The sequence below is a fragment of the Sphingomonas sp. ABOLH genome, assembly GCF_003951715.1.
Lineage (GTDB): Bacteria > Pseudomonadota > Alphaproteobacteria > Sphingomonadales > Sphingomonadaceae > Sphingomonas > Sphingomonas hankookensis_A.
In genome coordinates this window covers 1-25,150 of the sequence record NZ_QQWV01000039.1, presented here as the reverse complement: position 1 = coordinate 25,150, position 25,150 = coordinate 1, and the positions used below count along the sequence as shown (strand labels likewise).

At 67.5% G+C, this 25,150-nt stretch carries 27 protein-coding genes; 17 read left to right on the top strand and 10 right to left on the bottom strand.

The window, feature by feature from the left end; translation table 11 throughout:
* Positions 1-234: 234 nt before the first annotated feature.
* On the bottom strand, positions 235-897 hold the full coding sequence (locus tag CA237_RS15365) for a hypothetical protein (protein WP_198158543.1): 663 nt from the start codon (positions 895-897) through the stop codon (positions 235-237).
* A 160-nt stretch (positions 898-1,057) separates the two neighbouring features.
* Between CA237_RS15365 and ispH the strand changes: the two genes are divergently transcribed.
* Genes ispH through CA237_RS15345 form a run of 4 tightly spaced genes read left to right on the top strand, consistent with a single transcriptional unit; the run spans position 1,058 to position 4,075 of the window.
* Positions 1,058-2,011 carry a 4-hydroxy-3-methylbut-2-enyl diphosphate reductase gene (gene ispH, locus CA237_RS15360; protein ID WP_066690200.1) on the top strand — a complete coding sequence of 318 codons (954 nt, stop codon included), beginning with the start codon at positions 1,058-1,060 and terminating at the stop codon, positions 2,009-2,011.
* Positions 2,011-2,964, top strand: a complete 954-nt coding sequence (gene thrB / locus CA237_RS15355) for a homoserine kinase (RefSeq protein WP_066690202.1) — start codon at positions 2,011-2,013, stop codon at positions 2,962-2,964. Before ispH ends, thrB begins: the two co-directional genes overlap by 1 nt.
* Complete coding sequence (rnhA, locus tag CA237_RS15350) at positions 2,961-3,413, top strand: ribonuclease HI (RefSeq protein ID WP_066690205.1); 453 nt, start codon at positions 2,961-2,963, stop codon at positions 3,411-3,413. The genes thrB and rnhA overlap by 4 nt, the downstream gene beginning before the upstream one ends.
* Positions 3,410-4,075: a hypothetical protein gene (locus CA237_RS15345; RefSeq protein ID WP_066690206.1), complete on the top strand. Its 666-nt coding sequence runs from the start codon at positions 3,410-3,412 to the stop codon at positions 4,073-4,075. The genes rnhA and CA237_RS15345 overlap by 4 nt, the downstream gene beginning before the upstream one ends.
* A gap of 456 nt (positions 4,076-4,531) precedes the next feature.
* Here the strand turns inward: CA237_RS15345 and CA237_RS19735 are convergent, their stop codons facing one another.
* The 4 genes from CA237_RS19735 to CA237_RS15330 form a co-directional block, all read right to left on the bottom strand.
* Positions 4,532-4,675, bottom strand: a complete 144-nt coding sequence (locus CA237_RS19735; protein ID WP_162235335.1) for a hypothetical protein — start codon at positions 4,673-4,675, stop codon at positions 4,532-4,534.
* Positions 4,676-4,802: 127 nt separating this feature from the next.
* Positions 4,803-6,380: an aldehyde dehydrogenase (NADP(+)) gene (locus CA237_RS15340; protein ID WP_066690208.1), complete on the bottom strand. Its 1,578-nt coding sequence runs from the start codon at positions 6,378-6,380 to the stop codon at positions 4,803-4,805.
* A gap of 73 nt (positions 6,381-6,453) precedes the next feature.
* Positions 6,454-7,548: an FAD-dependent oxidoreductase gene (locus tag CA237_RS15335; RefSeq protein ID WP_066690210.1), complete on the bottom strand. Its 1,095-nt coding sequence runs from the start codon at positions 7,546-7,548 to the stop codon at positions 6,454-6,456.
* A complete protein-coding gene (locus CA237_RS15330) occupies positions 7,545-8,504 on the bottom strand; it encodes an alpha/beta hydrolase (RefSeq protein WP_066690213.1) in 960 nt (319 codons plus the stop codon). Before CA237_RS15330 ends, CA237_RS15335 begins: the two co-directional genes overlap by 4 nt.
* Before the next feature lie 47 nt (positions 8,505-8,551).
* Between CA237_RS15330 and CA237_RS15325 the strand changes: the two genes are divergently transcribed.
* The 8 genes from CA237_RS15325 (at position 8,552) to CA237_RS15290 (ending at position 16,338) form a co-directional block, all read left to right on the top strand.
* Complete coding sequence (locus tag CA237_RS15325; protein ID WP_066690215.1) at positions 8,552-9,025, top strand: prepilin peptidase; 474 nt, start codon at positions 8,552-8,554, stop codon at positions 9,023-9,025.
* Positions 9,026-9,068: 43 nt separating this feature from the next.
* On the top strand, positions 9,069-10,106 hold the full coding sequence (cpaB, locus tag CA237_RS15320; RefSeq protein WP_066690216.1) for a Flp pilus assembly protein CpaB: 1,038 nt from the start codon (positions 9,069-9,071) through the stop codon (positions 10,104-10,106).
* The gene (locus CA237_RS15315; RefSeq protein ID WP_084401546.1) at positions 10,106-11,770 is read left to right on the top strand and encodes a type II and III secretion system protein family protein; all 1,665 of its coding nucleotides are present in this window, start codon (positions 10,106-10,108) and stop codon (positions 11,768-11,770) included. Before cpaB ends, CA237_RS15315 begins: the two co-directional genes overlap by 1 nt.
* Before the next feature lie 11 nt (positions 11,771-11,781).
* Positions 11,782-12,432, top strand: coding sequence for a CpaD family pilus assembly lipoprotein (locus CA237_RS15310; RefSeq protein ID WP_066690218.1), 651 nt, complete (start codon positions 11,782-11,784; stop codon positions 12,430-12,432).
* A complete protein-coding gene (locus tag CA237_RS15305; protein ID WP_126014614.1) occupies positions 12,432-13,727 on the top strand; it encodes a pilus assembly protein CpaE in 1,296 nt (431 codons plus the stop codon). The genes CA237_RS15310 and CA237_RS15305 overlap by 1 nt, the downstream gene beginning before the upstream one ends.
* Before the next feature lie 17 nt (positions 13,728-13,744).
* Positions 13,745-14,722: a type II secretion system F family protein gene (locus tag CA237_RS15300; RefSeq protein ID WP_126014612.1), complete on the top strand. Its 978-nt coding sequence runs from the start codon at positions 13,745-13,747 to the stop codon at positions 14,720-14,722.
* A 4-nt stretch (positions 14,723-14,726) separates the two neighbouring features.
* Entirely contained in the window at positions 14,727-15,722 is a 996-nt protein-coding gene (locus CA237_RS15295) for a type II secretion system F family protein (RefSeq protein WP_066690224.1), read from the top strand.
* Positions 15,723-15,795: 73 nt separating this feature from the next.
* Positions 15,796-16,338 carry a hypothetical protein gene (locus tag CA237_RS15290; protein ID WP_126014610.1) on the top strand — a complete coding sequence of 181 codons (543 nt, stop codon included), beginning with the start codon at positions 15,796-15,798 and terminating at the stop codon, positions 16,336-16,338.
* A 56-nt stretch (positions 16,339-16,394) separates the two neighbouring features.
* Here the strand turns inward: CA237_RS15290 and CA237_RS15285 are convergent, their stop codons facing one another.
* Positions 16,395-16,817, bottom strand: a complete 423-nt coding sequence (locus CA237_RS15285) for a helix-turn-helix domain-containing protein (protein WP_126014608.1) — start codon at positions 16,815-16,817, stop codon at positions 16,395-16,397.
* 50 nt (positions 16,818-16,867) lie between these two features.
* Between CA237_RS15285 and CA237_RS15280 the strand changes: the two genes are divergently transcribed.
* Positions 16,868-17,476, top strand: coding sequence for an NAD(P)-dependent oxidoreductase (locus CA237_RS15280; protein ID WP_164523891.1), 609 nt, complete (start codon positions 16,868-16,870; stop codon positions 17,474-17,476).
* 40 nt (positions 17,477-17,516) lie between these two features.
* Here CA237_RS15280 and CA237_RS15275 read toward each other — a convergent pair whose 3' ends face one another.
* The 4 genes from CA237_RS15275 to CA237_RS15260 all read right to left on the bottom strand — a co-directional run bounded on the left by CA237_RS15275 (position 17,517) and on the right by CA237_RS15260 (position 23,864).
* Positions 17,517-17,711, bottom strand: coding sequence for a hypothetical protein (locus CA237_RS15275; protein WP_126014604.1), 195 nt, complete (start codon positions 17,709-17,711; stop codon positions 17,517-17,519).
* An 8-nt stretch (positions 17,712-17,719) separates the two neighbouring features.
* Positions 17,720-20,380 (bottom strand): pyruvate, phosphate dikinase, encoded by a 2,661-nt coding sequence (gene ppdK / locus CA237_RS15270; RefSeq protein WP_126014602.1) that lies wholly within the window; start codon positions 20,378-20,380, stop codon positions 17,720-17,722.
* 101 nt (positions 20,381-20,481) lie between these two features.
* On the bottom strand, positions 20,482-22,986 hold the full coding sequence (glyS, locus tag CA237_RS15265) for a glycine--tRNA ligase subunit beta (RefSeq protein WP_126014600.1): 2,505 nt from the start codon (positions 22,984-22,986) through the stop codon (positions 20,482-20,484).
* The gene (locus CA237_RS15260) at positions 22,983-23,864 is read right to left on the bottom strand and encodes a glycine--tRNA ligase subunit alpha (RefSeq protein WP_066690343.1); all 882 of its coding nucleotides are present in this window, start codon (positions 23,862-23,864) and stop codon (positions 22,983-22,985) included. The genes glyS and CA237_RS15260 overlap by 4 nt, the downstream gene beginning before the upstream one ends.
* A 214-nt stretch (positions 23,865-24,078) precedes the next feature.
* Between CA237_RS15260 and CA237_RS19730 the strand changes: the two genes are divergently transcribed.
* The 4 genes from CA237_RS19730 to CA237_RS15245 all read left to right on the top strand — a co-directional run.
* On the top strand, positions 24,079-24,252 hold the full coding sequence (locus CA237_RS19730; RefSeq protein WP_157092729.1) for a hypothetical protein: 174 nt from the start codon (positions 24,079-24,081) through the stop codon (positions 24,250-24,252).
* Positions 24,253-24,259: 7 nt separating this feature from the next.
* Positions 24,260-24,460, top strand: a complete 201-nt coding sequence (locus tag CA237_RS15255; RefSeq protein ID WP_066690346.1) for a helix-turn-helix transcriptional regulator — start codon at positions 24,260-24,262, stop codon at positions 24,458-24,460.
* Entirely contained in the window at positions 24,444-24,890 is a 447-nt protein-coding gene (locus tag CA237_RS15250; protein ID WP_066690241.1) for a hypothetical protein, read from the top strand. The genes CA237_RS15255 and CA237_RS15250 overlap by 17 nt, the downstream gene beginning before the upstream one ends.
* A partial coding sequence (locus CA237_RS15245) for a TraB/GumN family protein (RefSeq protein WP_164523890.1) occupies positions 24,887-25,150 on the top strand: 264 nt, incomplete at its 3' end. The genes CA237_RS15250 and CA237_RS15245, both read left to right, overlap by 4 nt.

Below are 25,150 nucleotides of genomic sequence, written 5' to 3'. Positions count from 1 at the left end.
GCGGGCGGCTAGCGGACGGAAGGGGCGTTGCAAGCGGTCCGTTTCCCGACGCGATTGGCAGTCCCCGCGCAGACCGGATGACGTAGGCATGCCAACTCAACCACGTCGTCATTCCCGCGAAGGCGGGAATCCATACGCGCTGACGTCAAGGCAAGAGGCGCTACCATAGCGTCTATGGATTCCCGCCTTCGCGGGAATGACGAAGACGAAGCAGATTACCCGCTCCGCCCGGCCTCACCGCGTCACATTATACCGCAGCTGCGCGTCGGTCAGCTGGAATCCCACCAGCGCCTCGAACGTCGCGGCCAGCACCGCTTGGCGCACCGCCGGATCGGACAGCGGGTCGATCGCCGCGTCCTGGTCCCCGGGCTTGCGGCGGCGGTTGATCTGGTCGCGGGTTTCCTGCGGCAGCGTCGCGGCGGCGCGGTCGACGATCGCCGTCCCCTGCCCCTGCGCCGATGCCCGCGCCTCACCGGCCGCGAAGTTGAGCGTGATCTGCCCGATGCGCTTCGACACGACCTGCGTGCCGCCGCGCACGACCGTCACGAAATAGGGTAACGTCACGACCCGCGCCGCATCGGTGCGGTTGCGCCGCGCCTGCACGTCGAAGCTGACCGTGCTGTTGATCGTGTCCGTCCCCTCGACGCAGGAGGCGCGGACGTTGGTCAGCGTCGCGACGACGTCGATCGCCTTCGCATCGGTGCTGGCAGGCGGATCGAACAGCGTGATGTCGCCGGTCCCGGCCGGCACGCCCGCGACCGGACAGGCCGACCGCACCGCCGAAATGCCGACGCCCGAAGTCACGTCCAGCTCGCCGGTGCGCTTGCACCCCGACAGCGCGACCAGAGCGAGCACGGGGGCGATGGTGGCGACGGCGGCGGTTTTGCGGAGGGTCACGGAAATCTGTACCTTATGCAACGGTGCGGCGATGCCGCGCCTCCTGAGTAGCGATGCTTCATAGGAACCGCCTTACGCGCACGCAAGCAATGGCGTGTTTGCAGGCCCGCCGCCCGGCTTCACTTGGCGCGCGCCCGAACAAGCTGTAAGCGCTGGCTCCATGACCGAGACCCCGCGCCCCGCCATCGAATTGCTGATCGCCGCCCCGCGCGGCTTTTGCGCCGGGGTCGACCGCGCGATCCAGATCGTCGAGCTGGCGATCCAGAAACACGGCGCGCCGGTCTATGTCCGCCACGAAATCGTCCACAACAAGTTCGTGGTCGATTCGCTGAGGGCCAAGGGCGCGATCTTCGTCGAGGAACTGGATCAGGTGCCCGACGGCGTGCCAGTCGTGTTCTCCGCACACGGCGTGCCCAAATCGGTGCCGGCGGCGGCGAGCGAGCGCGGCCTCGACTATCTCGACGCCACCTGCCCGCTGGTGTCGAAGGTCCATCGCCAGGCCGAACGGCTGGTCGCATCGGGCCGCCATATCCTGTTCGTCGGCCATGCCGGCCATCCGGAGGTCATCGGCACCTTCGGCCAGGTGCCCGAAGGCCAGATGACGCTGATCGAAACGGTCGAGGATGTCGCGAAGCTGACCCCGGCCGATCCGGACAACCTCGCCTTCCTCACCCAAACGACGCTGTCGGTCGACGACACCCGCGCCATCGTCGAGGCGACGATCGCGCGCTTCCCGACCATCGTCGCGCCCAAGGCCGACGACATCTGCTATGCCACGTCGAACCGGCAGAATGCGGTGAAGGCGATCGCGCAGAGCTGCGACCTCGTCCTCGTCATCGGCGCGCCCAATTCGTCCAATTCGGTGCGGCTGGTCGAGGTGGCCGAACGCGAAGGCACCTCGGCCAAGCTGATCCAGCGCGCCGCCGATCTCGACTTTGCGTGGCTGGACGGTGTCGGCACGCTCGGCATCACCGCCGGTGCGTCGGCGCCCGAAGTGCTGGTGCGCGAACTGGTCGACCGCATCGCCACCCGCTTCGACGTGACCGAGCGCGAGGTCGAGATGACGCGCGAGACGATCGCGTTCAAACTGCCGCGCGGTCTCGAAGCCGCGTAATGGCCGTCTATACGCAAGTGTCGGCGGAAGCGCTCGCGCGCTTCCTGGCCGGTTACGACCATGGCGAACTGATTTCGGCCAAGGGGATCGCCGAGGGGGTCGAGAACAGCAACTATTTGGTCGACACCACCACCGGCCGTTTCATCCTGACGCTGTATGAAAAGCGGGTCGATCTGGCCGACCTGCCCTTCTTCTTCGCGATGACCGATGCGCTGGCGGATGCGGGCAACCCCGTACCGCGCGCACTGCCCGACCGCGCGGGTCAGGTGATCCAGACGCTGGAGGGGCGTCCCGCCTGCCTGATCGAATTCCTGTCGGGCGTATCGGTCAGCCATCCGACCGCCGAACAGGCGCATGCGGCGGGCGCGGCGCTCGGCGCGCTACACCGCAGCCTTGCCGGCTTCGCGCCGACCCGCGCCAATTCGATGGGCGTCGCGGTCTGGCCGAAGCTGTTCGCCGACTGCTCCGATCAGCTCGATTCGATTCAGCCAGGCCTTCGCGCGCGGGTGGGTTCGGCGCTGGATGCCATCGTCGCGACGTGGCCCACGGACCTGCCGATCGGCGCGATTCATGCCGACCTGTTTCCCGACAACGTCCTGATGCTCGGCGACCGGGTGACGGGGCTGATCGATTTCTATTTCGCCTGCACCGACATCATCGCCTACGACGTCGCGATCACCCATTCGGCGTGGAGCTTCGACGCCAAGGGTGTGGCCCTCGACCCGGCGATCGGACAGGCGCTGCTGGCCGGCTATCGCACGCAGGCCTCGCTCTCCGATGCGGAGGTCGCCGCGCTGCCGCTGCTCGCGAAGGGTGCCTGTATCCGCTTCCTGCTGACCCGCGCCTGGGACTGGATCAACACACCGGCCGACGCGCTGGTGACGCGCAAGGACCCGCTCGCCTATCTGCGCCGGCTCGACTGGTACGACGCGAACCCGACCGCCTTCGCATGACCGAGACTGCCGAACTCCCTCGCGTGGAAATCGCGACCGATGGCGCGTGCAAGGGCAATCCGGGCCGCGGCGGCTGGGGCGCGGTGCTGCGCGCCGCGGACGGTCGCGAGCGCGAATTGTCGGGCGGGGAAAAGGTCACCACCAACAACCGCATGGAATTGATGGCCGCGATCGAGGGGCTGAAGGCGTTGAAGCGCCCGTGCCGGGTGATCCTGTCGACCGACAGCCGCTATGTCATGGACGGCCTGACCAAATGGATCAAAGGCTGGCAGAAGAATGGCTGGAAGACCGCTGCGAAACAGCCGGTCAAGAATGCCGAGCTGTGGCAGGAACTCCTCGCCGCCGCCAAGCCGCACCGCATCGAATGGGTGTGGGTGAAGGGCCATGCCGGCCACCCCGATAACGAGCGCGCCGACAAGCTCGCCAGCGATGCGGCCTTGGCCCAATGATCCCGCGCGTCCTGATCGACACCGCACAGGTCCCCGGCGACAGCGTCGAACTGCGCCTGGTCCAGCGTGGCGAAGACTTCATGATCGTCCTCGACCGCAACGAGTTGATGAGCAGCCGCATGTCGGCGTCGGAAGAGGCGCTGGCCGATCTGGGTTGCGCGCATCTGACCGGACGCAAGGGCGCCCGCGTGCTGATCGGCGGCCTCGGCATGGGGTTCACGCTGCGGCGTGCTCTGAAGATTCTGCCCGCCGATGCCGAGGTGGTCGTCGCCGAACTGGTGCCCAAGATCGTCGAATGGGCGCGCGGGCCGCTGGCGCATATCTTCGACGGCTGCCTCGACGACCCGCGCGTGCGGATCGCGGTCGGCGACGTGGCGTGGGCGATCGAGGATGGTGGCTGGGACGCGATCCTGCTGGATGTCGACAACGGGCCGGACGGGCTGACCCATGCCAGCAACGACAAGCTCTATTCCGCGCGCGGACTTCAGGTAACGAAGCGGGCGCTGCGGTCGGGGGGCGTGCTGGCGATCTGGTCGGCCTATGCTGATGCGGCGTTCACCAAGCGGTTGAAGGATTGCGGGTATCTGGTGGATGAGCAGGTCGTGCGGGCGCGCGGGACCAAGGGCGCGCGGCATGTGATCTGGCTGGCCGGGCGGCGGTAGGGGCTACCTTCTCTCCTTCCCCGCCCGCGTTTAGTTCGAGCCTCCCCCCTCCATTTGGTTCGGGCCTCCCCCTTCCCCCGTTTGGTTCGAGCTTGTCGAGAACGGGTTTCCGCAAGAGTGGAGCTATCGGCAGCAAACCACCTTCGCCACCGTTCGGTTCGAGCCTGTCGAAAACCCGCCTGCCTCAAGCAACCCGTTCTCGACGGACGCTTCTCGACAAGCTCGAAGCTGCTCGAACCGAACGGGGTGGGTGGGGAAAGGTCAACAAACTCAACCCACCCGTTCGTGCTGAGTAGGATTAAGCGAAGTCGAGGATGATCGGGTCGGATCGTCCCCCTGACGATCCTGAACCATGCGGGGCATGGTTCACCCGATCATTATCGAAGCGCCCGCCCCACACGGTCCTTCGACAAGCTCCATGGCTACTCAGGACAAACGGGCGGCGGGGCGCAAGCCTCACTCATCTGTCCGAATCTTCACCTTGTTCGGCAGATCCTTCCCCTTGGTCCGCCGCGACGGCACCTGCACCGGGTTCTTCTTCTTCCAATCCCCCCAACGCTTCGGGCCTTCGGGGGTATCGATGATCGTATCGTCGTCCATGGGTCCATCCAAACGCAAAAAAGGCGACGGATCAACGACCCGCCGCCTCCTTGTCTCCGTCGACATCGCCGACGGAGATACGCTGCCGGCCCGCTCCCTCAGGCCGGCATCGCATCCTCGCGATCGATCAACCGACCGTCCACGCCCCGTCGATGCGCGTCAGCGCGCCCTGCTGGTTTCCTTCGCGCAGCGCTTCCGGCAACAGCGCTTCCGGGAAGTCCTGATACGATACCGGCCGCAGGAAGCGGTGGATGGCGAGCGTGCCGACCGACGTCGTGCGCCCGTCCGACGTCGCCGGGAACGGGCCGCCATGGACCATCGCATGCCCGACCTCGACGCCGGTCGGCCAGCCGTTGCACAGGATGCGGCCGACGGTGCGTTCCAGCACCGGGATCAGCTTGCGCGCATCGGCATAATCGCCCTCGTCGATCTGGAGCGTCGCGGTCAGCTGGCCTTCCAGCTTCGACAGCACTTCGGCCAGTTCGTCGGCATTCGCGCACTTCACGACGACCGACGACATGCCGAACACTTCGTGCGCGTGTGCCGGATCGGCGATGAAGTCCTTGCCCGACACGGCGAAGATCGCGGCGCGGCCACGGGTCGGGCCGTCCGGTTCCTGCCCCTCGCCGACCAGCGTCACCGCGGGGCTCGACGCCAGCTTGGCGCGGCCTTCCTCATACGCCTTGTGGATGCCGTCGCTGAGCATCACCTGCGCCGGGGTGCCGAGCAGCGCGTCGCCGGCGATGTCGAGGAACGCGTCGAGCTCCGGTCCGTCGATGCCGAGCACCAGGCCCGGATTGGTGCAGAACTGCCCCGCGCCCATGCTCAGCGAGCCGACATAGCCCTTGGCCAGCGCCTCGCCGCGGTTCTTGAGCGCTTCGGACATCAGCACGACCGGGTTGATCGACGACATTTCGGCATAGACGGGGATCGGCTGCGGGCGTTGTTGTGCAACCTTCATCAGCGCGGTGCCGCCGCTGCGCGAGCCGGTAAAGCCCACCGCCTGCACCCGCGGATCGGCGACCAGCGTCGTGCCGATCACCTGGCCCGACCCCGACACCATCGAGAACACGCCATCGGGCATGCCGGTCTTTTCCGCGGCGCGGACGATCGCCAGCGCCACCAGCTCGGCGGTGCCCGGATGCGCCTGATGCGCCTTCACGATCACCGGGCAACCCGCCGCCAGCGCCGACGCAGTGTCGCCACCGGCGGTCGAGAAGGCGAGCGGAAAGTTCGACGCGCCGAACACCACGACCGGGCCGACCGGCACGGTGCGCAGCCGCAGGTCGGGCTTGGGCACCGGCGCGCGTGCCGGATCGGCATGATCGATGCGCAGCTGCTGCCACGCGCCGTCGCGCACTTCCTTCGCGAACAGGCGCAGCTGCCCGCAAGTGCGGCCGCGTTCGCCGGTCAGGCGGGCGATCGGCAGGCCGGTTTCGCGGCTGCCGCGTTCGAGCAGTTCGTCGCCCAGTGCCTCGATCTCGTCGGCGATCGCGTCGAGGAAGCCGGCGCGCTGTTCGAGCGGTAGCGCCGAATAGATCGGAAACGCCTCGGCCGCGCGGGCGCACGCTTCTTCCGCGTCTTCCTTCGTGCCCTTCGAGAAACCTTCGCCGAACAATGCGCCGGTTGCGGGGTCATAGGCCTGGAACTGGTCGTCGCGGGCGACGCGCTTCGAACCCAGGAACAGTTCGCCGGTGATCGTCATGTGCATCCTCTTTGCGCAAAGTGTTGGCGCCCAGATAGGAACTGATAGCGCTAACGTAAATGGGTGTCGCGAATTACTCCGACAATCTATGCGGCGAATAGACCGCCGCGTCGACCCCCTGCGGCACATTGCCGACACCCAGCAGCGCCGCGCACAACCGCGCGGCGGCGGGCGCGGTCTGGATCCCGAAGCCCCCCTGCCCTGCGCACCAGAAGAAACCGGGCACCCATGCGTCGAACCCATAGACCGGCAGCCGGTCGGGCGCGAAGCTGCGCAGCCCCGCCCAGCGCCGCTCGACCGCCTCGACCCGCCAGTCGACGGCGGCTTCGAACCGGTCGATCGCCAGCGCCACGTCGATCTCCTCGGCGGCGACGTCGTGCGGCCGGTCGGGCGTCTCGTCATGCGGCGTCAGCCACAGCCGCCCGCCCGGTTCGGGCTTGAAGTAAAACCCCCCCGCCGCATCCATCACCAGCGGCAGGTCGGGCGAGGCCGGCGGATCGACCCGCACCTGTACCACCGTCCGCCGATAGGGCCGGATGCCCTGCGGCGCGGCGCCGAGCAGCACGGCCACTTCGTCCGCCCATGCCCCGGCGGCGTTGACGACGATATCGGCCACGACGTCCTCACCCGTCACCGTTTCCAGCCGCCATTGCCCGCCGGCGCGCCGACCACCGGTAAGCCGCGCATCGCAGCGCAACGCGACGCCACTACGCCGCGCCTGTGCCAGATAGGCGGCATGCAGCGCGCCCACATCGATATCGGCACAGCCCGGCGACCACAAAGCATGCCACGGCCCCCGCAAGCCCTCGACCACGCCATGCGGGTCGCGCCATTCGATCGGCACGCCGCTCGTCGCGAACTCCGCCGCCATCGCCGCCAGCACCGCGCGATCCCGCGCCAGCAGCAATTCGCCGCGCGTGCGCAAAAAACCCTGCGACGCGAAATCGGCGGGCGGCGCGTGCAGGAACGGTCCCGATGCGCTGGTCAGCGGCTGCACCAGCGGCCCGCCATAGGTTTCCGACCAGAAGGCCGCCGACCGCCCGGTCGCGTGAAAGCCAGGATGCGCCTCCGCCTCCAGCAGCAACACATCGTCGGTCGCGGCCAGTTCGGCGGCAAGGCTCGCCCCCGCCATCCCCGCGCCGATAATCGCCACCCGCCTGCGCGTCATGCGTGGGTCCGGTGCGGTGCGGGCGCGCGGGCGTCGAGGAAGGTGTCGATCGCGGCAATGGCGCGCGAACGGACCGGATCGGCCTCGCGCAAGATTTCATGCGCGCATTCCGGCCCGAAGCGCAGCAACTCGACATCGGGCAACCGCCCGGCAACCTCCACCGCCGCGCGCGCATCGACCAGCGCATCGGCATCGGCGACCAGCATCTGGATCGGCACCCGGACGGACGCCAGCGCCGGGCTCGCGCGCAGCTCGCGGGTCGAGCGGAACGCATCGATTACCCAACGCCAGCTCGGCGGCCCGGTCCGCAGCGCGGCATCGGTCCCCTGCCACCACAGTTCGTCGGAATAGCGTGCCGGATCATGGGTCAGCATCGTTTCGCGCGGACGCACCGTATGCGGACGCTCGTTACCTTTCCATGCGGGCCTCAGCGGGCTGCCCATCGCGCTCATCAGCCGCGCCATCCGCTCGCCGAAGCGCGGGCCGATCGGCGCGCGCAGCCCCAGCATCGGCGCGACCAGCACGCACGCCGCCGGATCGACACGCTGCTCGACCACCGCGCGGAGCGCCAGATGCCCGCCCATCGAATGGCCGATCAGCACCCGCGGCCCCTCCGCATCCCATTGCGTCCAGAAGGCGGCGAGGTCGTCGAGATAGGTTTCGAACCGGTCGATATGGCCGCAATCGCCCGCCGGGGTGCAGCGCCCCGATCCGCCCTGCCCGCGCCAATCGAACGCGGTGATGCTCCATCCGCGCACATGCCAATGGGCGAAGGTCTCCAGATATTTCTCGAACATGTCGCCCCGCCCGGTCTGGAACAACAGGCTGCCGCGCGGGCGGACATTGGCGGGTGCGGCCCAGTCGAACCGGCGGTGCGACCAGCCGTCGGGCGCCTGCCACCGGGTGATGGCGGCAGCGGCGGGAATCGCGCGGCGGTAGAGGGCGTGGGCGGCCATGGGTCCGGTTACGGTTTCGAAACCCCTTACGTCTAGGGCTTAACGACATGGGGGGTATCGTCGTTCCTTGGCTGGCGCTTGCGCTGCTGCTGCTGTTGCTGCTCGCCGGCATCGAGGATGCACGAACCCGCGAAATCGCGAACTGGAAGAATGCGGCGATCGCGCTGCTGGCGCTGCCCTGGTGGTGGGCCAACGATCTGTCGGGCGTCGATATGGCGTGGCAGCTGGGCGTCGCGCTGATCGTCTTCGCGCTGTTCTTCGCCGCGTTCGTCGCCGGACAGATGGGCGGCGGCGACGTGAAGATGATCGCAGCACTCGCGCTGTGGCTGCCGCCGGGCGGCGTGCTGTCGATGCTGATGGTCATGTCGCTGCTGGGCGGAGGGCTGACGCTGCTGTTCCTTGCCGATCGATGGCGGCGGCGGGCGGCCCAGGTGGCGGAAATTCCCTACGGGATCGCCATCGCCGTCGCCGGCATGCTCGCGATTGCGAACCCGTTCTTAACCCATTTCGGTGATGTTTAACGGCGAATCAACCGGCCAGACGAATGGAAGGGCCAGCTAGGTCATGGATTCTCGGAAACTGTTCCTGCTGATCGGAGCGCTGTTCGTGGCGGGCCTGACCGCGTTCATGGCGCGCAACCTGATGGCCGGCGCTTCGGCCCCCGTCGCCACCGCCGCGCCGATGGCGGCGCCGATCGACGGCCCGCGCGTGCTGGTCGCGACCAAGGCGCTGCCGGTCGGCACGATCATCGATGCGACCGCGCTCCGGTTCACGCCCTGGCCCAAGGAACTGGTCGAAAACGCCTATTTCCTCGAAGCCATGCCCGAATCGCGCAATCTGGTCGGCACCGTCGTCCGCTTCGCCATTCCGGCGGGACAGCCGATCACGCAGGGCGCGCTGGTCAAGCCGGGCGACCGCGGCTTCCTTGCCGCCGCCCTGGGGCCGGGCATGCGCGCGGTCACCGTGCCGGTGTCGGCGCAGAGCGCGGTCGCGGGCTTCGTCTTTCCCGGCGACCGGGTCGACCTGGTGCTGACGCAGACCGTGGCCGGCGGCGGCGACGGCCCGCCGCTCAAGGCATCGGAAACCTTCCTGCGCAACCTGCGCGTGCTGGCGACCGACCAGCGCACCGACAAGAATACCGACGATCAGGGCAAGACTTTGGTGTCGACCTATTCGACCGTGACGGTCGAGGCGACGCCGCGCATTGCCGAGAAGATCGCCGTCGCGCAGACCGTCGGCACGCTGTCGCTGTCGCTGCGTTCGATCGCCGACAACCGTTCCGAACTGGAGGAAGCCATCGCCAGCGGCGATGTGCAGTTGCCGGCCAATGGCGATCCGAAGGCGGAAAAAGCGGCGCTGGAGCGTATCGCCAGCCGCCCGATCGACGGCGGATCGACCTTTTCGACCGGTGCCGACGTGTCGCGTTTCCAGCGCAGCTCGGTGCCGGGCAAGGCCGGCATGATGGCAGGCCCCAGCAATGCCGGACCGCCCGCCGGATCGATGACCGCCACGCCGACGGCACCCGCCGCCCCGGCCGGACCGGTCGTGCGGATCACCCGCGGCAATGATGTGACCGCCGTGCCGGTCGGAGGAGCCAAGTAATGCCTCGCCTGAACCTCATGCGCCGGTCGCTGGCCGCGACCCTGTCGGTCGCGCTCGTCACCGGATCGGCGCTGCCCGCCACCGCGCTCGCCGCGCCCGGCACCGCCGCTGGCGCGGTCCGTGCGGCGCGGGTCGGCACCCCGCCCGCCGGCACGATGCGCCCGACCAACGACGTCCAGCTGTCGATCGGGCAGGGCGAGCTGGTCACGCTGCCTGCCAATGTCGCCGATGTCTGGGTGTCCAACCCCGCGGTCGCCGACGTCTATGTCGGCAATCCGCGCCAGATCCACCTGTTCGGCAAGGCCGATGGCGAAGCGACGATCTTCGCCACCAGCGCCAGCGGGGCGGTCGTCTATGCCGCCAATGTGCGCGTGGGGCAGAACCTGACCTCGCTCGACCGGATGCTGAAGGCGGCGATGCCGGAGGCCGATATCCGCGTGACGACGGTCGGCCAGCTGGCCGTCCTCAACGGTACCATCGCCTCGCCCGCCGACAGCGCGCAGGCCGAACGGCTGGTCGCCTCGCTGCTCAATCCGGGCGTCGCGGTGGGCGATCCCAATGTCGCGCTGAAGATCGGCGTGGTGAACCGGCTGAAGCTGGCCACCCCGCTGCAGGTCAACCTGCAGGTTCGCATTGCCGAGGTCAGCCGCAACTTCGTCAAGAATATCGGAGTCAACCTGACGTCGCGCGACGTGTCGGGCGGCATGCTGTTCGGTGTCGCGCAGGGACGGCAGGGGACGATCACGACCATCCCGGGTTCGCCAACCAATACCGACTTCCTCGCCAATGGCGGGCGTCCCGGCGGCACGCTGTACGGTTTCCCGACCAAGGGCACCAACGGCACCACGCTGAACCTTGCGGGCAAGCTGCTCGGCCTCGAACTGCTCGGCGCGCTCGATCTGGGTGAGCGCATCGGGCAGGTGACGACGCTCGCCAATCCGAACCTGACCGCCCTGTCCGGCGAAACCGGATCGTTCCTCGCGGGCGGCGAAATCCCGATCCCCGTCAGCCAGGGGCTGGGCGCGGTGTCGGTGCAGTACAAGCAGTACGGCGTTAGCCTTGCCTATACGCCGACCGTGCTGGCCGATGGCCGCATCTCGTTGCGCGTCCGCCCCGAAGTATCGCAGCTGTCGGCCGCCGGCGCGGTGCAGATCGACGGCACCACGATCCCCGCGCTCACCACGCGACGGGCTGAAACGACCGTCGAACTGGGCTCGGGTCAGAGCATGATGATCGGCGGTCTGCTATCGAACAGCCATGACAATTCGATCGACAAGGCGCCGGGTCTCGGCGACCTGCCGATCCTCGGCTCGCTGTTCCGCTCGAACGCCTTCACCCGTAACGAAACCGAGCTGGTCATCGTCATCACCCCCTATCTGGTGAAGCCGGTCGACAGCCAGCAACGCATCGCGCTGCCGACCGACGCCTATTCGACCCCCGACGATGTCGAACGGGTGCTGATGGGCCAGCTGACCGGTCAGCGCAAACCGACCCCGCGCCCGGTACCGACCATGGCGCCGCAGGGGGCCGCCCGTCCGGCCATCGGGCTCACCGCACCGGCCCCGGTCGTGCCGGAGTCCGCCAATCCCTCTCCCGCTGCCCCCGCCCCGCGCAAAGGCGGCCGCAGCGCCCAGCCGGTCGCCCCCGGCTTCAGCATCCAGTGAGGCACGCCCCGATGACCCTTTTCCGTATCCTCGCGCTCGGCACGACGATCGCGGTCGCCGGCTGCTCCGGCACCGTTAATCGCGGCGTCGAATCGGTGCATCAGCCGGTGGTCAGCCGCTCCGCCTATGCCTTCGACATGGCGACCGGCCCTGCCGGCCTCGCGCCCGGCGAACGCGCCCGCCTCGCCGGCTGGCTGGAGGCGATGCACCTGCGCTATGGCGACGAGATCGGCGTCGACGATGCCGGGGCCGGCGACGACGCGGTGCGCAGCGACATCGCCGCCGAAGCCGCCCGCGTTGGGCTGCTGCTCGCCGATGCGGTGCCGCCGACGCCCGGCGCCCTCGCCCCCGGCACCGTCCGCGTCGTCGTGTCGCGCATGACCGCCAGCGTGCCGGGATGCCCCGACAACTCGCGCACCTACCAGCCCAATTTTTCGGCGCAGACCTCGTCCGACTTCGGCTGTTCGATCAATTCGAACCTGGCGGCGATGGTCGCGCGTCCGGGCGACATGGTGCTCGGACGCGGCAATGCCGAGACGACCGACACCATGGTCAACACCAAGGCGGTCGGCGCGCTGCGCCGCGCGGCGCCCAGCGGCAATGGCGGACAGGTCAGCAACGCCGCGGGCAGCACCGGCGGTTCGGGCGGGAGCAGCCAGTAATGAACGCCCCCTTCTCCCTCGCCAAATCCGGGCAGCGCGACGCCTTCGTCGCGTTCGTCTGCGACGAAAACTCGGCCGAAACGCTGCGCGGCGTCGCCGGCGACCATGGCTGGCCGGTCGAAAAGGTGATGAAGGGCGGGCTGCGCAATGCGGTGCAGACGCTGTCCGTCTCTGCCAGCCCGCACATCCTGTTCGTCGACCTGTCCGAATCGGGCGATCCGCTGAACGACATCAACGGCCTGGCCGAAGTGTGCGAACCGGGCACGATCGTCATCGCCATGGGGCAGGTGAACGACGTCCGCCTGTACCGCGACCTGCTGTCCAGCGGCATCCACGACTATCTGCTCAAGCCGCTCAACCCCGACATGGTGCGCGAATCGATCGCGCAGGCCCATGCCCTGCTCCATGCGCCCAAGGCGGCGGAGGCTAGTGCCGAACGCCCGCACTGCGCGGTCGCGATCATCGGCACGCGCGGCGGCGCGGGCGCCTCGACCATCGCCACCTCGCTGGCATGGCTCAGCGGCGAACAGGAAAAGCGCAGCACGGCGCTGCTCGACCTCGACGTCCATTTCGGCACGGGGGCATTGGGCCTCGACCTCGAACCCGGTCGCGGGCTGACCGATGCGATCGAGAATCCGAGCCGCATCGACGGGTTGTTCATCGAACGCGCCATGGTGCGTGCCGGCGAACGGCTGTGCGTGCTGTCGGCTGAAGCGCCGATCAACGCGCCGATCCAGACCGACGGCACCGCCTTCTACCAGTTGCAGGAGGAGATGCGCGCCGCGTTCGAAACGACGATCGTCGACCTGCCGCGCGGCATGCTGGTTGCCTATCCGCATCTGGTGGAGGAAGTGCAGACCGCCGTGATCGTCACCGAACTGACGCTCGCCGCCGCGCGCGACACGATCCGGTTGCTGTCGTGGTTCCGTTCCAACGCGCCGCACGTCACCGTCATCCTGATCGGCAACAAGCTGCAACCGGTCGCGAACCAGGAAATCAGCCGCAAGGACTTCGAAGGATCGATCGAACGCAAGCTCGACTTCGCCATCGCCTGGGACGGCAAGCTTGCGGCGCAGGCGGCCAAGCTCGGCAAGCCGCTGGCCGAAGCGGGCAAGGGCAATCGCGCGCTGGCCCCGCTGATCGACCTGTCGCGGCACCTGTGCCAGCTGCACGACGCCGACGAGGATGACGACGGCAAGGGCGCGGCGAAGGGCAAGGGGGCAAAGGGCGGCACCTCGCTGATCGGCAAGCTCGCCGGGCTGCGTGCCCGCCTGCCCGCCCGGGCCAAGAAATAGGCGCAGGACCCACGGCGATGGACCTGCTCCCCCTCCTCCTGCTCGCCACCGGCGTAGCGATGACGCTGGTGCTGCTGGTGCTAGCCCTGTCCGGACCGTCGGGCGAGCGGGCGCGCAACCGGCGGTTGCTGGCGGTGCGCGAACGTCATGCCTCCGCCGCCAGCGCGACCGCGATGGAAGCGCAGATGCGCCGCATTGGCAACCGGAGCACCAGCAAGGCCGATCGCACCGCCGCGCGTTTCCTGCCCAATGTCGAACAATTGAAGCTGCGTTTGCAAAAGACCGGCCGCAACTGGACCCTTGCCCAATATGGCAAGGTGTCGCTCGGCATCATCGTCGGGGTCTTCGCCCTGCTGCTGCTGCGCGGCTTTCCGCTGGTCCTCGCGCTGCTGCTGGCACTGGCCGCCGGCATGGGCCTGCCGCATTTCGCGGTGGGCTTCGTCATCAAGAAACGCATCGCGCGCTTCACCGCCAAATTCCCCGACGCGATCGAATTGCTGGTCCGGGGTCTCCGCTCCGGTCTGCCGATCACCGAGACGATGACCGTCGTCGGTCAGGAAGTCGACGGCCCGGTCGGCGAGGAGTTCCGCCTGGTCAGCGACCGGATGAAGATCGGCCGCTCGCTCGACGCCGCGCTGCAGGAAACCGGCGACCGGCTCGGCACGCCCGAGTTCCAGTTCTTCATCATCACCATCGCCATCCAGCGCGAAACCGGCGGCAACCTTGCCGAAACGCTCGCCAACCTCGCCGACGTGCTGCGCAAGCGGATGCAGATGAAGCTGAAGATCAAGGCGATGTCGTCGGAATCCAAGGCGTCCGCCTATATCGTCGGGTCGCTGCCCTTCATCGTGTTCGGCATGATCTGGGTCATCAACGACACCTATATGCAGAATTTCTTCGTCGATCCGCGGCTGATGATCGCGGGCATGGGCGGGCTGCTGTGGATGGGGATCGGCGCCTTCATCATGGCCAAGATGGTCAATTTCGAGATCTGATGCGATGATAGCCGCCGCGCCCAACCCCACCTTCTTCGGCTTCGACGTCGTCAATGTCGCGACGATCCTGTCGGCGGTCGCCGTCCTGTCGGTGATGCTGGCGATCTATATCGCCACGACCTCGCGCGACCCGATGACCCGCCGGGTCAAGGCGCTGAACGACCGCCGCGAACAGCTGAAGGCCGGCATCACCGCCTCGACCAGCAAGCGCCGTGCGAAGCTGGTGCAGAAGAACGACGCGACCGACCGCATCCGCGGGCTGTTGTCGTCGATGAAGGTGCTGCAGGATTCGCAGCTGAAGGTCGCGCAGCTGAAACTGATGCAGGCGGGCATCCGATCGAAGGACTGGGCCGTCGCGGTCATCTTCGGCCGGCTGGTGCTGCCGATCGTGTTCGGCCTGCCGATGCTCTACATCGTCTATGGCACCGACACCTTCGCCGACTGGTCGCCGCTGAAAGCCTATGGTTTGGTCGCGGGCACCTTCATCCTCAGCTATAAGGCGCCCGACATCTATCTGAAGAACAAGATCACCAAACGGTCGGACGCGATCCGCAAGGGGCTCCCCGACGCGCTCGACCTGCTGGTGATCTGCGCCGAAGCCGGCCTGACGGTCGACGCCGCCTTCACCCGCGTCGCGCGCGAACTGGGCCGCGCCTATCCCGAACTGGGCGAGGAATTCTCGCTGACCGCGATCGAGCTGGGCTTCCTGACCGAACGGCGTCAGGCGTTCGAAAACCTCGCGATGCGCATCAACCTCGACGCAGTGAAGGGCGTGGTCACGACCATGATCCAGACCGAGAAATACGGCACCCCGCTCGCCTCCGCGCTGCGCGTGCTGTCGGCCGAATTCCGCAACGAACGCATGATGCGCGCCGAGGAAAAGGCCGCCCGCCTGCCCGCGATCATGACCGTGCCGCTGATCCTCTTCATCCTCCCCACCCTGTTCGTCGTCATCCTGGGGCCGGCGGCCTGCAGCATCAGCGACGCGTTCGGGAAATAGCCATCGGGGCCGGCGGGAACGCCGCCCCGCCCCGTCCGTTATCGCCCCGTAACCAATCAGAGGGGCTTGCACGATGCTGTTCCAGACGCCGACCCAGTTCGCGGTCCTTGCCCTGTTGCTGCTTGCCGGCTGGTTCTTCGGCCTCGCATCGTCTTCGGGCGGCAAGAAATGGAAGCAGCGCTATCGCGACGAGGAAGCCGCGCACAAGGCGTATCGCGCCGAAGTCGCCGCCGACCTGAAGACCCGCGACGAACGTCTGCGCGAAGTGGAGGCCGAACGCGACCGGCTGGCCAAGGAACGCAGCACCGCCACCGCGACCGCCGCGACGGCCGCCACCGGCGCGGCCGCGGCCAGCAGCAGCGGCGGCGGTTTCTTCGGCTGGGGCGGCGACAATCTGTCGCGCATTCGCGGCATCGATGCCGACCTCGAACGGGCACTCGGCCAGCGCGGGATCAAGACCTATCGTGCGATCGAGCAGCTGACCGAAGCCGACGAACGCGCGCTCGAGGACGATCTGCGCCTGCGTCCGGGCACGATCGACGCCGAACATTGGCGCGAACAGGCGGCGATGCTGCGCGAAGGCCGCGACGACGACCATCGCAGCCGCTGGGGCTGATCGGGCTATGGTCACTCCGGGCTTGTCGCGGGGTGACGTTTCCTTAACGATCCGGCCTAGCCTGCCGCACCTTCCCGCGCGTCAAAGGCTCGCTGCGCCGACAGCACCGCCCCGATCCGCGCTTCCGACCACGTCATCAACGCCCGCAGCGCATCGATCAATTCGCCGCCCAGCGGCGTGATCGCATAGCTGACGCTGACCGGCTTGGTCGCGACGACATGCCGCGTCACCAGCCCGTCGCGCTCCAGCATGCGCAGCGTCTGGCTCAGCATCTTCTGCGACACACCGGCGATCCGCCGTTTCAGTTCGTTGAAGCGATACGGCTCCTCGCCCAGCAACAGCAGCACCAGCACGCTCCATTTGTCGCCGATCCGGTCGAGCAACAGCCGTGTCGGGCAATCGGCGGCGAACACGTCGCCCTTCAGCCACGCGGTTTCCACCGGGTTACCTTGTATCGGAAAAGTGCCGTCTTGCGTCATCGGTATCCCCATAGCACTTAGTCACCATTGGATACCACAGGAGACTGACGATGGATGTTGCGGTACTGGGCGCAAGCGGCAATGCCGGTTCGGAGATCACGCGGGAGCTGGCCCGTCGCGGCCACAGCGTCCGCGCGATCGCCCGCAAGCCCGATGCGATCCCGGACCTGCCCGGCGTGACCCGGCTGGCGGGCGACGCGCATGATCCCGTGGTACTCGGCCCGCTGATCGCCGGCGCCGACGCGGTCATCAGCGCACTGCATTTCGACGTCACCGCCGATACTTTGCTCGCAGCGCTCCGCAAGGCCGGCGTCGGACGGCTGCTGGTCACCGGCGGCGCGGCCAGCCTGGAGGTCGCGCCCGGCGTGCGGCTGATCGATTCGCCCGACTTCCCGGCCGAATGGCGCGAGTTCGCGATGGGTGGCATCGCCTTTCTCGACGCGCTGCGCTCGGTCGAGGATATCGACTGGACCTTCTTCTCGCCCGCCGCGCTGATCGAGCCGGGCGAGCGCACCGGCCGCTATCGGCTCGGCACCGATACGCTGGTGACCGACGATGCCGGGGTCAGCCGGATCAGCTTCGCCGATTATGCCATCGCGATGGTCGACGAGCTGGAGGCGCATCGTCACCCGCGCGCCCGCTTCACCGCCGCCTATTGAGGCTGCACCCCGCCCCGGTTTGCGCCGGGGCGGGTCGCGATCAGAAGGTCACCCATTCCGGACCGCCGGGGAACACCACATCCTCGACCTTGTCGCCGATCTTGGTGACCGCCAGCAGCAGCGCGAGCACGACGAGCAGGTCGAACACGATCACCGCGCCCCAGACGAACGCCGGGTGAAACGGGCCGATACGGTCGAACCCGTCCTTCGTCACCGCTGCCGCATCGTTCGTCATTACGCTTCTCACTTCTTCAATGCGGCCTGTGCCGCCGCCAACCGGGCGATCGGCACGCGATAGGGGCTGGCCGACACATAGTCCAACCCGACCTTTTCGCAGAAGGCGATCGACGCCGGATCGCCGCCATGTTCGCCGCAGATGCCGAGCTTGATGTCGCTCCGGGTCTTGCGCCCCCGCTCGGCGGCCAGCTCGATCAGTTCGCCCACGCCCTCGACATCGATCGAGACGAACGGATCGCGGGCATAGATGCCCTTTTCGACATAGGCGCCCAGGAACCGGCTGGCATCGTCGCGGCTGACGCCCAGCGTCGTCTGCGTCAGGTCGTTGGTCCCGAACGAGAAGAACTGCCCGGCCTCGGCAATCTCCCCGGCCTTCAGGGCAGCGCGCGGCAGTTCGATCATCGTGCCGACCAGATACTCGATTCGGCGGCCCTTGTCGGCGAACACGGCTTCCGCCGCCTTGTCGACCACCGTCTTCATCAGCTCCAGCTCGCGCTTGGTGCCGACCAGCGGGATCATCACCTCGGGGATCGGCGCCTCGCCCGACTTCTCCGCGACGATCACCGCCGCTTCGAAGATCGCCCGCGCCTGCATCTCGTAGATTTCTGGGTAGGTCACGCCCAGCCGGCAACCGCGATGGCCCAGCATCGGGTTGAATTCGTGCAGCTCGGCCGCGCGGCGTTTGAGCTGTTCGACCTCGATCCCCGCCGCCTGCGCGACCTCGGCGAACTCGGCTTCTTCATGCGGCAGGAATTCGTGCAGCGGTGGGTCGAGCAGGCGGATGGTGCACGGCAGACCGACCATCACCTCGAAAATCTCGACGAAGTCGCTGCGCTGTTCGGGCAGCAGCTTGTCGAGCGCCACGCGACGCCCGGCCTCGTCCTCGGCGAGGATCATCTGCCGCACGGCGGTGATCCGCGACTGTTCGAAGAACATGTGCTCGGTGCGGCACAGCCCGATCCCCTCCGCCCCGAAATCGCGCGCGGTGCGGCAATCGAGCGGCGTTTCGGCATTGGTCCGCACCTTCAGGCGGCGGACGCCATCGGCCCATTCCATCAGCGTGCCGAAATCGCCGGCCAGTTCGGGCTGCACCGTCGCGACCGCGCCTGCCATCACCTCGCCGGTCGCGCCGTCGATGGTGACGATATCGCCCTCGCGGATTTCGCGCGAACCGACCTTCATTACGCCCGCCTTGGCATCGATCGAGATGCTGCCCGCACCCGACACGCAGGGACGGCCCATGCCGCGCGCCACGACGGCGGCGTGGCTGGTCATGCCGCCGCGTGCGGTCAGGATGCCGCGCGCCGCATGCATGCCATGAATGTCTTCCGGGCTGGTTTCGGTACGGATCAGGATCACCGCGTCACCGGCGTTCGAACGCCGCTCGGCGGTGTCGCTGTCGAACACTGCGATGCCGCTCGCCGCCCCCGGCGAGGCCGGCAGCCCCTTGGTCAGCACGTCGCGCGCCGCCTTCGGGTCGAGCGTCGGGTGGAGCAGCTGGTCCAATGCCTGCGGATCGACCCGCGCGATCGCCTCCTCGCGGCTGATCAGCCCTTCCTCGGCCATGTCGACCGCGATCTTCAGCGCGGCCTTCGCGGTGCGCTTGCCCGACCGCGTCTGCAGCATCCACAGCTTGCCCTGCTGCACCGTGAATTCGATGTCCTGCATGTCGCGGTAATGCCGCTCCAGCCGGTCGAACACCGCCGCCAGCTCGGCATAGGCGTCGGGCATCGCCTCTTCCATCGACAGCGGCTTGGCGTTCGCCGCCGCCCGCGCCGCGGTGGTCAGATATTGCGGCGTGCGGATACCCGCGACCACGTCCTCGCCCTGCGCGTTGATCAGGAATTCGCCGTAATAGGCGTTGGCGCCGGTCGACGGATCGCGGGTGAAGGCCACGCCGGTCGCCGACGTGTCGCCCATATTGCCGAACACCATCGCCTGCACGTTGACCGCCGTACCCCAGTCGCCGGGAATGTCGTTCAACCGGCGATAGACCTTGGCGCGGTCCGCCTGCCACGACCCGAACACCGCGCCGATCGCGCCCCACAACTGGTCGTGCACGTCCTGCGGGAACGGCTTGCCCCACAGCTCGACGACGATGTCCTTGTACTGCGCGACCAGCGCCCGCCAGTCGTCGGCGGTCAGGTCGGTGTCGAGATAATAGCCGCGATCTTCCTTCGCGATCTCCAGCGCTTCCTCGAACCGGCCATGGTCGAGTTCGAGCACCACGTCCGAATACATCTGGATGAAGCGGCGATAGCTGTCCCAGGCGAAGCGCGCATCGTCCGACACCGCCGCCAGCCCCTCGACCGTCCGGTCGTTGAGACCCAGGTTCAGCACCGTGTCCATCATCCCCGGCATCGACACCCGCGCGCCTGAGCGGACCGACACCAGCAGCGGGTCGGCTTCGTCGCCGAAGCGCTTGCCGGTGATCCCCTCGATATGCGCGATGCCGGTGGCGACTTCGTCACGCAGCGAATCAGGGAAGGTCTCGCCATCCTCGTAATAGCGGGTGCACATCGTCGTCGCGATGGTGAAGCCCGGCGGCACCGGCAGCCCGATCGACGCCATCTCCGCCAGGTTCGCGCCCTTGCCGCCCAGCAGCGTCTTGTCGCCCGACCCTCCGTCCGAAACCCCGCCGCCGAACCGATAGACATACTGCGTCATGCTCGTTCCCTTCCATCCGGGCCGACGGCCACGGGGTTAGCATCGGAGTGTGACGAATCACCCTCCGCTCCCCACCCCGTTAAACGGGTTAAACCGATAGGTCAGCCCTCGATTTTCGAAAAATCGGCGACCCGGTGCACCGCATCGCGCACCCGTGCCAGCAGCGCCAACCGCGCGGTGCGCTTGTGCGGGTCGGCATCGTTGACCGTGACGTCGGTGAAGAAGGCGTCGATCGGCGCGCGCAGCGTCGCAAGCGCCGCCATCGCCCCGGCGAAATCCTCCGCCTCGACCGCCTTTTCCGCCTGCGGCTCGGCTGCATCGAGCGCCGCGATCAGCGCCGCTTCGGCCGGCTCGCGATCATAGTCGCGCGCCTCGCGCTCGGTCCGCGCCAGTTCGGCGACGACCGGCGCGAAGTCGGGGTCCTCGACCATGGCAAGCGGATCTTCCTCGCCGGTTTCGGGGATATGCTTGCTGGCGCCGGGCGCTTCCTTCTTCAGGATATTCGCCGCGCGCTTATACCCCGCGAGCAGGTTCGCCCCGTCCTCGGTCGTGACGAACGCCTGCAACGCATGGACGCGGGCGAGCAGGCGGACGAGATCGTCCTCGCCGCCCAGCGCGAAGACGGCGTCGATCAGGTCGTGGCGGACGCCCGCCTCGCGCTGTTGGACTTTCAGGCGGTCGGCGAAGAAGTCGATAATTTCATCAATGCTGTCGAAAAGTCGACCAGCTACTTCAACATCCTCGTTAAATTTTTTGGCGTCTGACGCACTCAACGCCACCTCGATATACCGCCCTCCAACATGATACAGTTGCGCAGCGGTACCGTCTTCGCTTCCGACAAGAGGTCCCGGCGGAATCATCTTACCGTCATCATTGAGTCGAACGCTGTTGGCTGGAACCGACTTTACGGCGCCAGCAATGATATACTGAGTTAAAGCTGTATTGAGTATCTCATTCAAATTCACCCGCAGCTTGTTTTGGGTCAGCAAAGCGATAATTGCGATACCGGAGCGGCGCAGAGCGAATGGATCTTTCGATCCACTCGGCCTCATCCCACGACTGAAAAATCCGGCAATCGTATCCAGCTTATCCGCTAGCGCCACCGCAACCGTCACCGGCGCGGTCGGAACGTCATCCCCCTGCCCGACCGGCTTGTAGTGATCGCGCACCGCCTCGGCGACTTCCGCCGGCTCGCCCTGCGCGGCGGCATAATAGCCGCCCATCAGCCCCTGCAATTCGGGGAACTCGCCGACCATGCCGGTGACCAGATCGGCCTTGGCCAGCCGCGCGGCGCGTTCGGCCATATCGGCCAACGTCTCCCTCTCCCCTTCAGGGGAGTTCCGGGTCGGTTGTGCCCCCGGCACAACCTCAACAGCGCGGGGCGCTGTTGACTCGGAACTGGCCGGGGAGAGGGGGCTGTCCGCAGGAGCCGAGGCTTCGGTGGAAGCCCCCTCTCCCAACCCTCTCCTCTGAAGGGGAGAGGGCTTTACTACGCCGCTTTCAACCAGCCACCGCGCCAGCTTCGCCACCCGCTCGACCTTGTCGGCGACCGTGCCCAGCTTCTCATGAAACACGATCTTCTCGAGCTTGGGCAGCTGGTCCTCCAGCCGCGTCTTCAGATCGGTTTCGTAGAAGAATTTCGCATCCGACAGCCGCGCCGCCAGCACCTTAGCATTGCCCGCGACGATCCGCTCGCCGCCGTCCGCCGCATCGATATTGGCGGTGCAGACGAACGCGTTCGCCAGCTTGCCCTCCGCGTCGCGGCAAACGAAGTACTTCTGGTTCACCCGCGCGGTCAGCTGGATGACCTCGGGCGGAACGCTGAGAAACGCCTCGTCGAACCGCCCCAGCAACGGCACCGGCCATTCGGTCAGCCCGGCATTCTCCGCCAGCAGCCCTTCATCCTCGACCAAGGTCAGCCCGGCACCCTGCGCCGCCATCTTGGCGCCGACCGCGATGATCGCCGCGCGCTCATTCTGGTCGACGATGACATGGGCATCGCGCAGCGTCTCGACATAGCTCTCCGCCGACGCGATCGTCACCGGCCCCCCGTGATGGAAGCGATGCCCCATCGTCTCCGCACCGCTCGTGACACCGGCGACCTCGCACGGCACCACCGCGCCACCGAACAGCGCGACGATCCCCTGCAACGGCCGCACCCAACGCGGGGACTCCGGGCTGAGCGCCGCCGCGCCCCAGCGCATCGACTTGGGCCAGGGGAACCCACGCACGATCGCCGGGATCGCCGCCGCCAGCACCTGCGCCGTCTCGCGCCCTGGCACTTCGGTCACCGCGAACAACACGCCGTCGCGCTCGGTCAGCGCCTCGCGCGTCAGCCCGGTCTTGCGCAGAAACCCTTCCAGCGCCTGCGGCGGGGCGGAGGCGCGCGGCCCCTTCACTTCCTCGCGCACCGGCTCGGTAGCCTCGGGCAAGTCATACGCGATCAGCGTCAAGCGACGCGGCGTGGCATAGGTCGTGATCCGCGGCGCGGCGATCCCGGCCTTCGCCAGTTCCCCGACGAACAGCTTGGCCAGATCCTCACGGGCCTTGGCCTGCATCCGCGCCGGGATTTCCTCGCTGCGCAGTTCGAGCAGAAAATCGGTCATGCCACCCACCCCGGATACTTTGCCTGCCATGTCGGCGTCTGCGTCTCGATGAACTTCGCGCAGCTGGCCTTCGCCAGATCACGCACGCGGCCGATATAGGCCTGCCGCTCGGCGACGGAGATCACGCCGCGCGCGTTCAGCAGGTTGAACACATGGCTCGCCTCGATCGCCTGTTCATAGGCCGCGATCGGCACGTCGTTGGCCAGTGCATTCTCGCACTCGGCCGCCGCCTTTTTGAACAGGTCGAACAGGCCATCGGTATCGGCGACCTCGAAATTCCACTTCGACATCTGGCGCTCGTTTTCGAGGAACACGTCGCCATAGGTGACGCCCCCCCTCCCCTCAGCAGCGTCATTGAACGCCAGGTCGTACACGCTGTCCTTATCCTGGATGTACATCGCCAGCCGTTCAAGGCCGTAGGTCAGCTCGCCCGCGACCGGCTTGCAGTCGAACCCGCCCATCTGTTGGAAATAGGTGAACTGGGTGACTTCCATCCCGTCGCACCATACTTCCCAGCCCAGCCCCCATGCGCCCAGCGTCGGCGATTCCCAATCGTCCTCGACGAAGCGGATGTCGTGCTGCGTGAAGTCGATCCCGATCGCCGCCAGCGACCCCAGATACAGCTCCTGCAGGTTCGGCGGCGACGGCTTCAAAATCACCTGATACTGGTAATAATGCTGCAGCCGGTTGGGGTTCTCGCCATAGCGCCCGTCGGTCGGCCGGCGCGACGGCTGGACGAACGCCGCGTTCCACGGCTCCGGCCCCAGCGCGCGCAGCGTCGTCGCCGGGTGGAACGTCCCCGCCCCCATCCGCATGTCATAGGGTTGCAGGATGACGCAGCCCTTGTCGCTCCAGTAATCGTGGAGCGTCAGGATCATTTTCTGGAAGCTGAGCGGGGCGGCCATGGTTTCGCCTTTGAATGCAGGAATGCCCCGCGCCTAGCCGCATCGCCGATCGCCGGTCAAGCGAACCGCATGTCAGGTTAAACCGACATCGTGTCAGGTAGCATTGACACAAAGCACGAATCGGCGGATACATAGTCAGGTAAACACGACACATTGTCGCTGATCGTTGACATGGAAGGTCACTGCGATGCCCCGCCCCGACACCCAAGGCTACACGCTGTTCGTCGTCGCGCTGTGCGCAGCCGTCGCCGCAATGGCCGCCGACCGCAACGAACGGCCCACACCGCCCCCCGCGCCGACCAGCGGCATTTCCTTCGCCGCCCAACTCGGCGATGCGGCGGTATCGCTATCGTGGCGGTGAGCGGTTCGTGAAGAACCGGCTCAAGATTCTGCGCGCCGAACGCGACTGGAGCCAGGCCGAACTGGCCGGGCGGCTCGACGTATCGCGTCAGGCGGTGAATGCGATCGAAACCGGCAAGCACGACCCGTCGCTCCCGCTCGCCTTCCGCATGAGCCGGTTGTTCGGCCTGCCGATCGAACAGATTTTCGAGGATGACGTCGATGGTTGAGGATTGGGGCGCCGCCCGCGAACGACAGCGCCGCCGGCGGCGATGGATCTGGGTCGCGGCGGCCATCGCCGTCGTCGCGCTGGCACCGCTGGTCACGACCTTCGTGCTGGGCATCGTCGAGGGGTATAGCGAGGTCGCCGACCCTGCGCGCGCGATCCGCACCCGCGACCATGCCGGCTATATCGCCATCGGCATCGCGCTGCTCGGCGCGCTCGTCTTCAACCTGCGGATCTGGCGCAATGCCGATGAGGTCGAGCGGCGGCAGATGACGGAGGCGGCGGCCGTCACAGGAATCGCCGCGCTGGTCGCGCTGCCGGTCCTGTCGCTCGCGGCGAAACCGCTGGCGCTGCCCAATCCGGCGATGATCGGCTGGGCCGTCGCCATCGCCGCGCTGGTCGCGACCCGCATCGTCCAGCACCTGCGCGGATGATCGCGCGGATCGTCGCCGCACTGTTCGGCTGGCTGTCGCTCGCCAGCCCGGTCGCGGCCCCGCCGATACTCATGCCGGCGCTCTGGGTCGCGCGCGATGCCGATACGGTGATCTGGCTGTTCGGCACGGTGCATCAATTGCGGCCGGGAACGCCGTGGCTGACCGGCGCGGTGGCGGACGCCTTTGCCGACAGCGACACGCTGGTCCTCGAAATCCCCGAACCCACGCCCGACGACATGAGCGCGGCGGTAGTACAGGTC

What these genes read in the sequence shown, in the direction of transcription:
- ispH (WP_066690200.1), top strand. Translation starts at nt 1,058, where the DNA reads ATGACCGAGACCCCGCGCCCCGCCATCGAATTGCTGATCGCCGCCCCG.
- thrB (WP_066690202.1), top strand. Translation starts at nt 2,011, where the DNA reads ATGGCCGTCTATACGCAAGTGTCGGCGGAAGCGCTCGCGCGCTTCCTG.
- rnhA (WP_066690205.1), top strand. Translation starts at nt 2,961, where the DNA reads ATGACCGAGACTGCCGAACTCCCTCGCGTGGAAATCGCGACCGATGGC.
- CA237_RS15345 (WP_066690206.1), top strand. Translation starts at nt 3,410, where the DNA reads ATGATCCCGCGCGTCCTGATCGACACCGCACAGGTCCCCGGCGACAGC.
- CA237_RS19735 (WP_162235335.1), bottom strand. Translation starts at nt 4,675, where the DNA reads ATGGACGACGATACGATCATCGATACCCCCGAAGGCCCGAAGCGTTGG.
- CA237_RS15340 (WP_066690208.1), bottom strand. Translation starts at nt 6,380, where the DNA reads ATGACGATCACCGGCGAACTGTTCCTGGGTTCGAAGCGCGTCGCCCGC.
- CA237_RS15335 (WP_066690210.1), bottom strand. Translation starts at nt 7,548, where the DNA reads ATGACGCGCAGGCGGGTGGCGATTATCGGCGCGGGGATGGCGGGGGCG.
- CA237_RS15330 (WP_066690213.1), bottom strand. Translation starts at nt 8,504, where the DNA reads ATGGCCGCCCACGCCCTCTACCGCCGCGCGATTCCCGCCGCTGCCGCC.
- CA237_RS15325 (WP_066690215.1), top strand. Translation starts at nt 8,552, where the DNA reads ATGGGGGGTATCGTCGTTCCTTGGCTGGCGCTTGCGCTGCTGCTGCTG.
- cpaB (WP_066690216.1), top strand. Translation starts at nt 9,069, where the DNA reads ATGGATTCTCGGAAACTGTTCCTGCTGATCGGAGCGCTGTTCGTGGCG.
- CA237_RS15315 (WP_084401546.1), top strand. Translation starts at nt 10,106, where the DNA reads ATGCCTCGCCTGAACCTCATGCGCCGGTCGCTGGCCGCGACCCTGTCG.
- CA237_RS15310 (WP_066690218.1), top strand. Translation starts at nt 11,782, where the DNA reads ATGACCCTTTTCCGTATCCTCGCGCTCGGCACGACGATCGCGGTCGCC.
- CA237_RS15305 (WP_126014614.1), top strand. Translation starts at nt 12,432, where the DNA reads ATGAACGCCCCCTTCTCCCTCGCCAAATCCGGGCAGCGCGACGCCTTC.
- CA237_RS15300 (WP_126014612.1), top strand. Translation starts at nt 13,745, where the DNA reads ATGGACCTGCTCCCCCTCCTCCTGCTCGCCACCGGCGTAGCGATGACG.
- CA237_RS15295 (WP_066690224.1), top strand. Translation starts at nt 14,727, where the DNA reads ATGATAGCCGCCGCGCCCAACCCCACCTTCTTCGGCTTCGACGTCGTC.
- CA237_RS15290 (WP_126014610.1), top strand. Translation starts at nt 15,796, where the DNA reads ATGCTGTTCCAGACGCCGACCCAGTTCGCGGTCCTTGCCCTGTTGCTG.
- CA237_RS15285 (WP_126014608.1), bottom strand. Translation starts at nt 16,817, where the DNA reads ATGACGCAAGACGGCACTTTTCCGATACAAGGTAACCCGGTGGAAACC.
- CA237_RS15280 (WP_164523891.1), top strand. Translation starts at nt 16,868, where the DNA reads ATGGATGTTGCGGTACTGGGCGCAAGCGGCAATGCCGGTTCGGAGATC.
- CA237_RS15275 (WP_126014604.1), bottom strand. Translation starts at nt 17,711, where the DNA reads ATGACGAACGATGCGGCAGCGGTGACGAAGGACGGGTTCGACCGTATC.
- ppdK (WP_126014602.1), bottom strand. Translation starts at nt 20,380, where the DNA reads ATGACGCAGTATGTCTATCGGTTCGGCGGCGGGGTTTCGGACGGAGGG.
- glyS (WP_126014600.1), bottom strand. Translation starts at nt 22,986, where the DNA reads ATGACCGATTTTCTGCTCGAACTGCGCAGCGAGGAAATCCCGGCGCGG.
- CA237_RS15260 (WP_066690343.1), bottom strand. Translation starts at nt 23,864, where the DNA reads ATGATCCTGACGCTCCACGATTACTGGAGCGACAAGGGCTGCGTCATC.
- CA237_RS19730 (WP_157092729.1), top strand. Translation starts at nt 24,079, where the DNA reads ATGCCCCGCCCCGACACCCAAGGCTACACGCTGTTCGTCGTCGCGCTG.
- CA237_RS15250 (WP_066690241.1), top strand. Translation starts at nt 24,444, where the DNA reads ATGACGTCGATGGTTGAGGATTGGGGCGCCGCCCGCGAACGACAGCGC.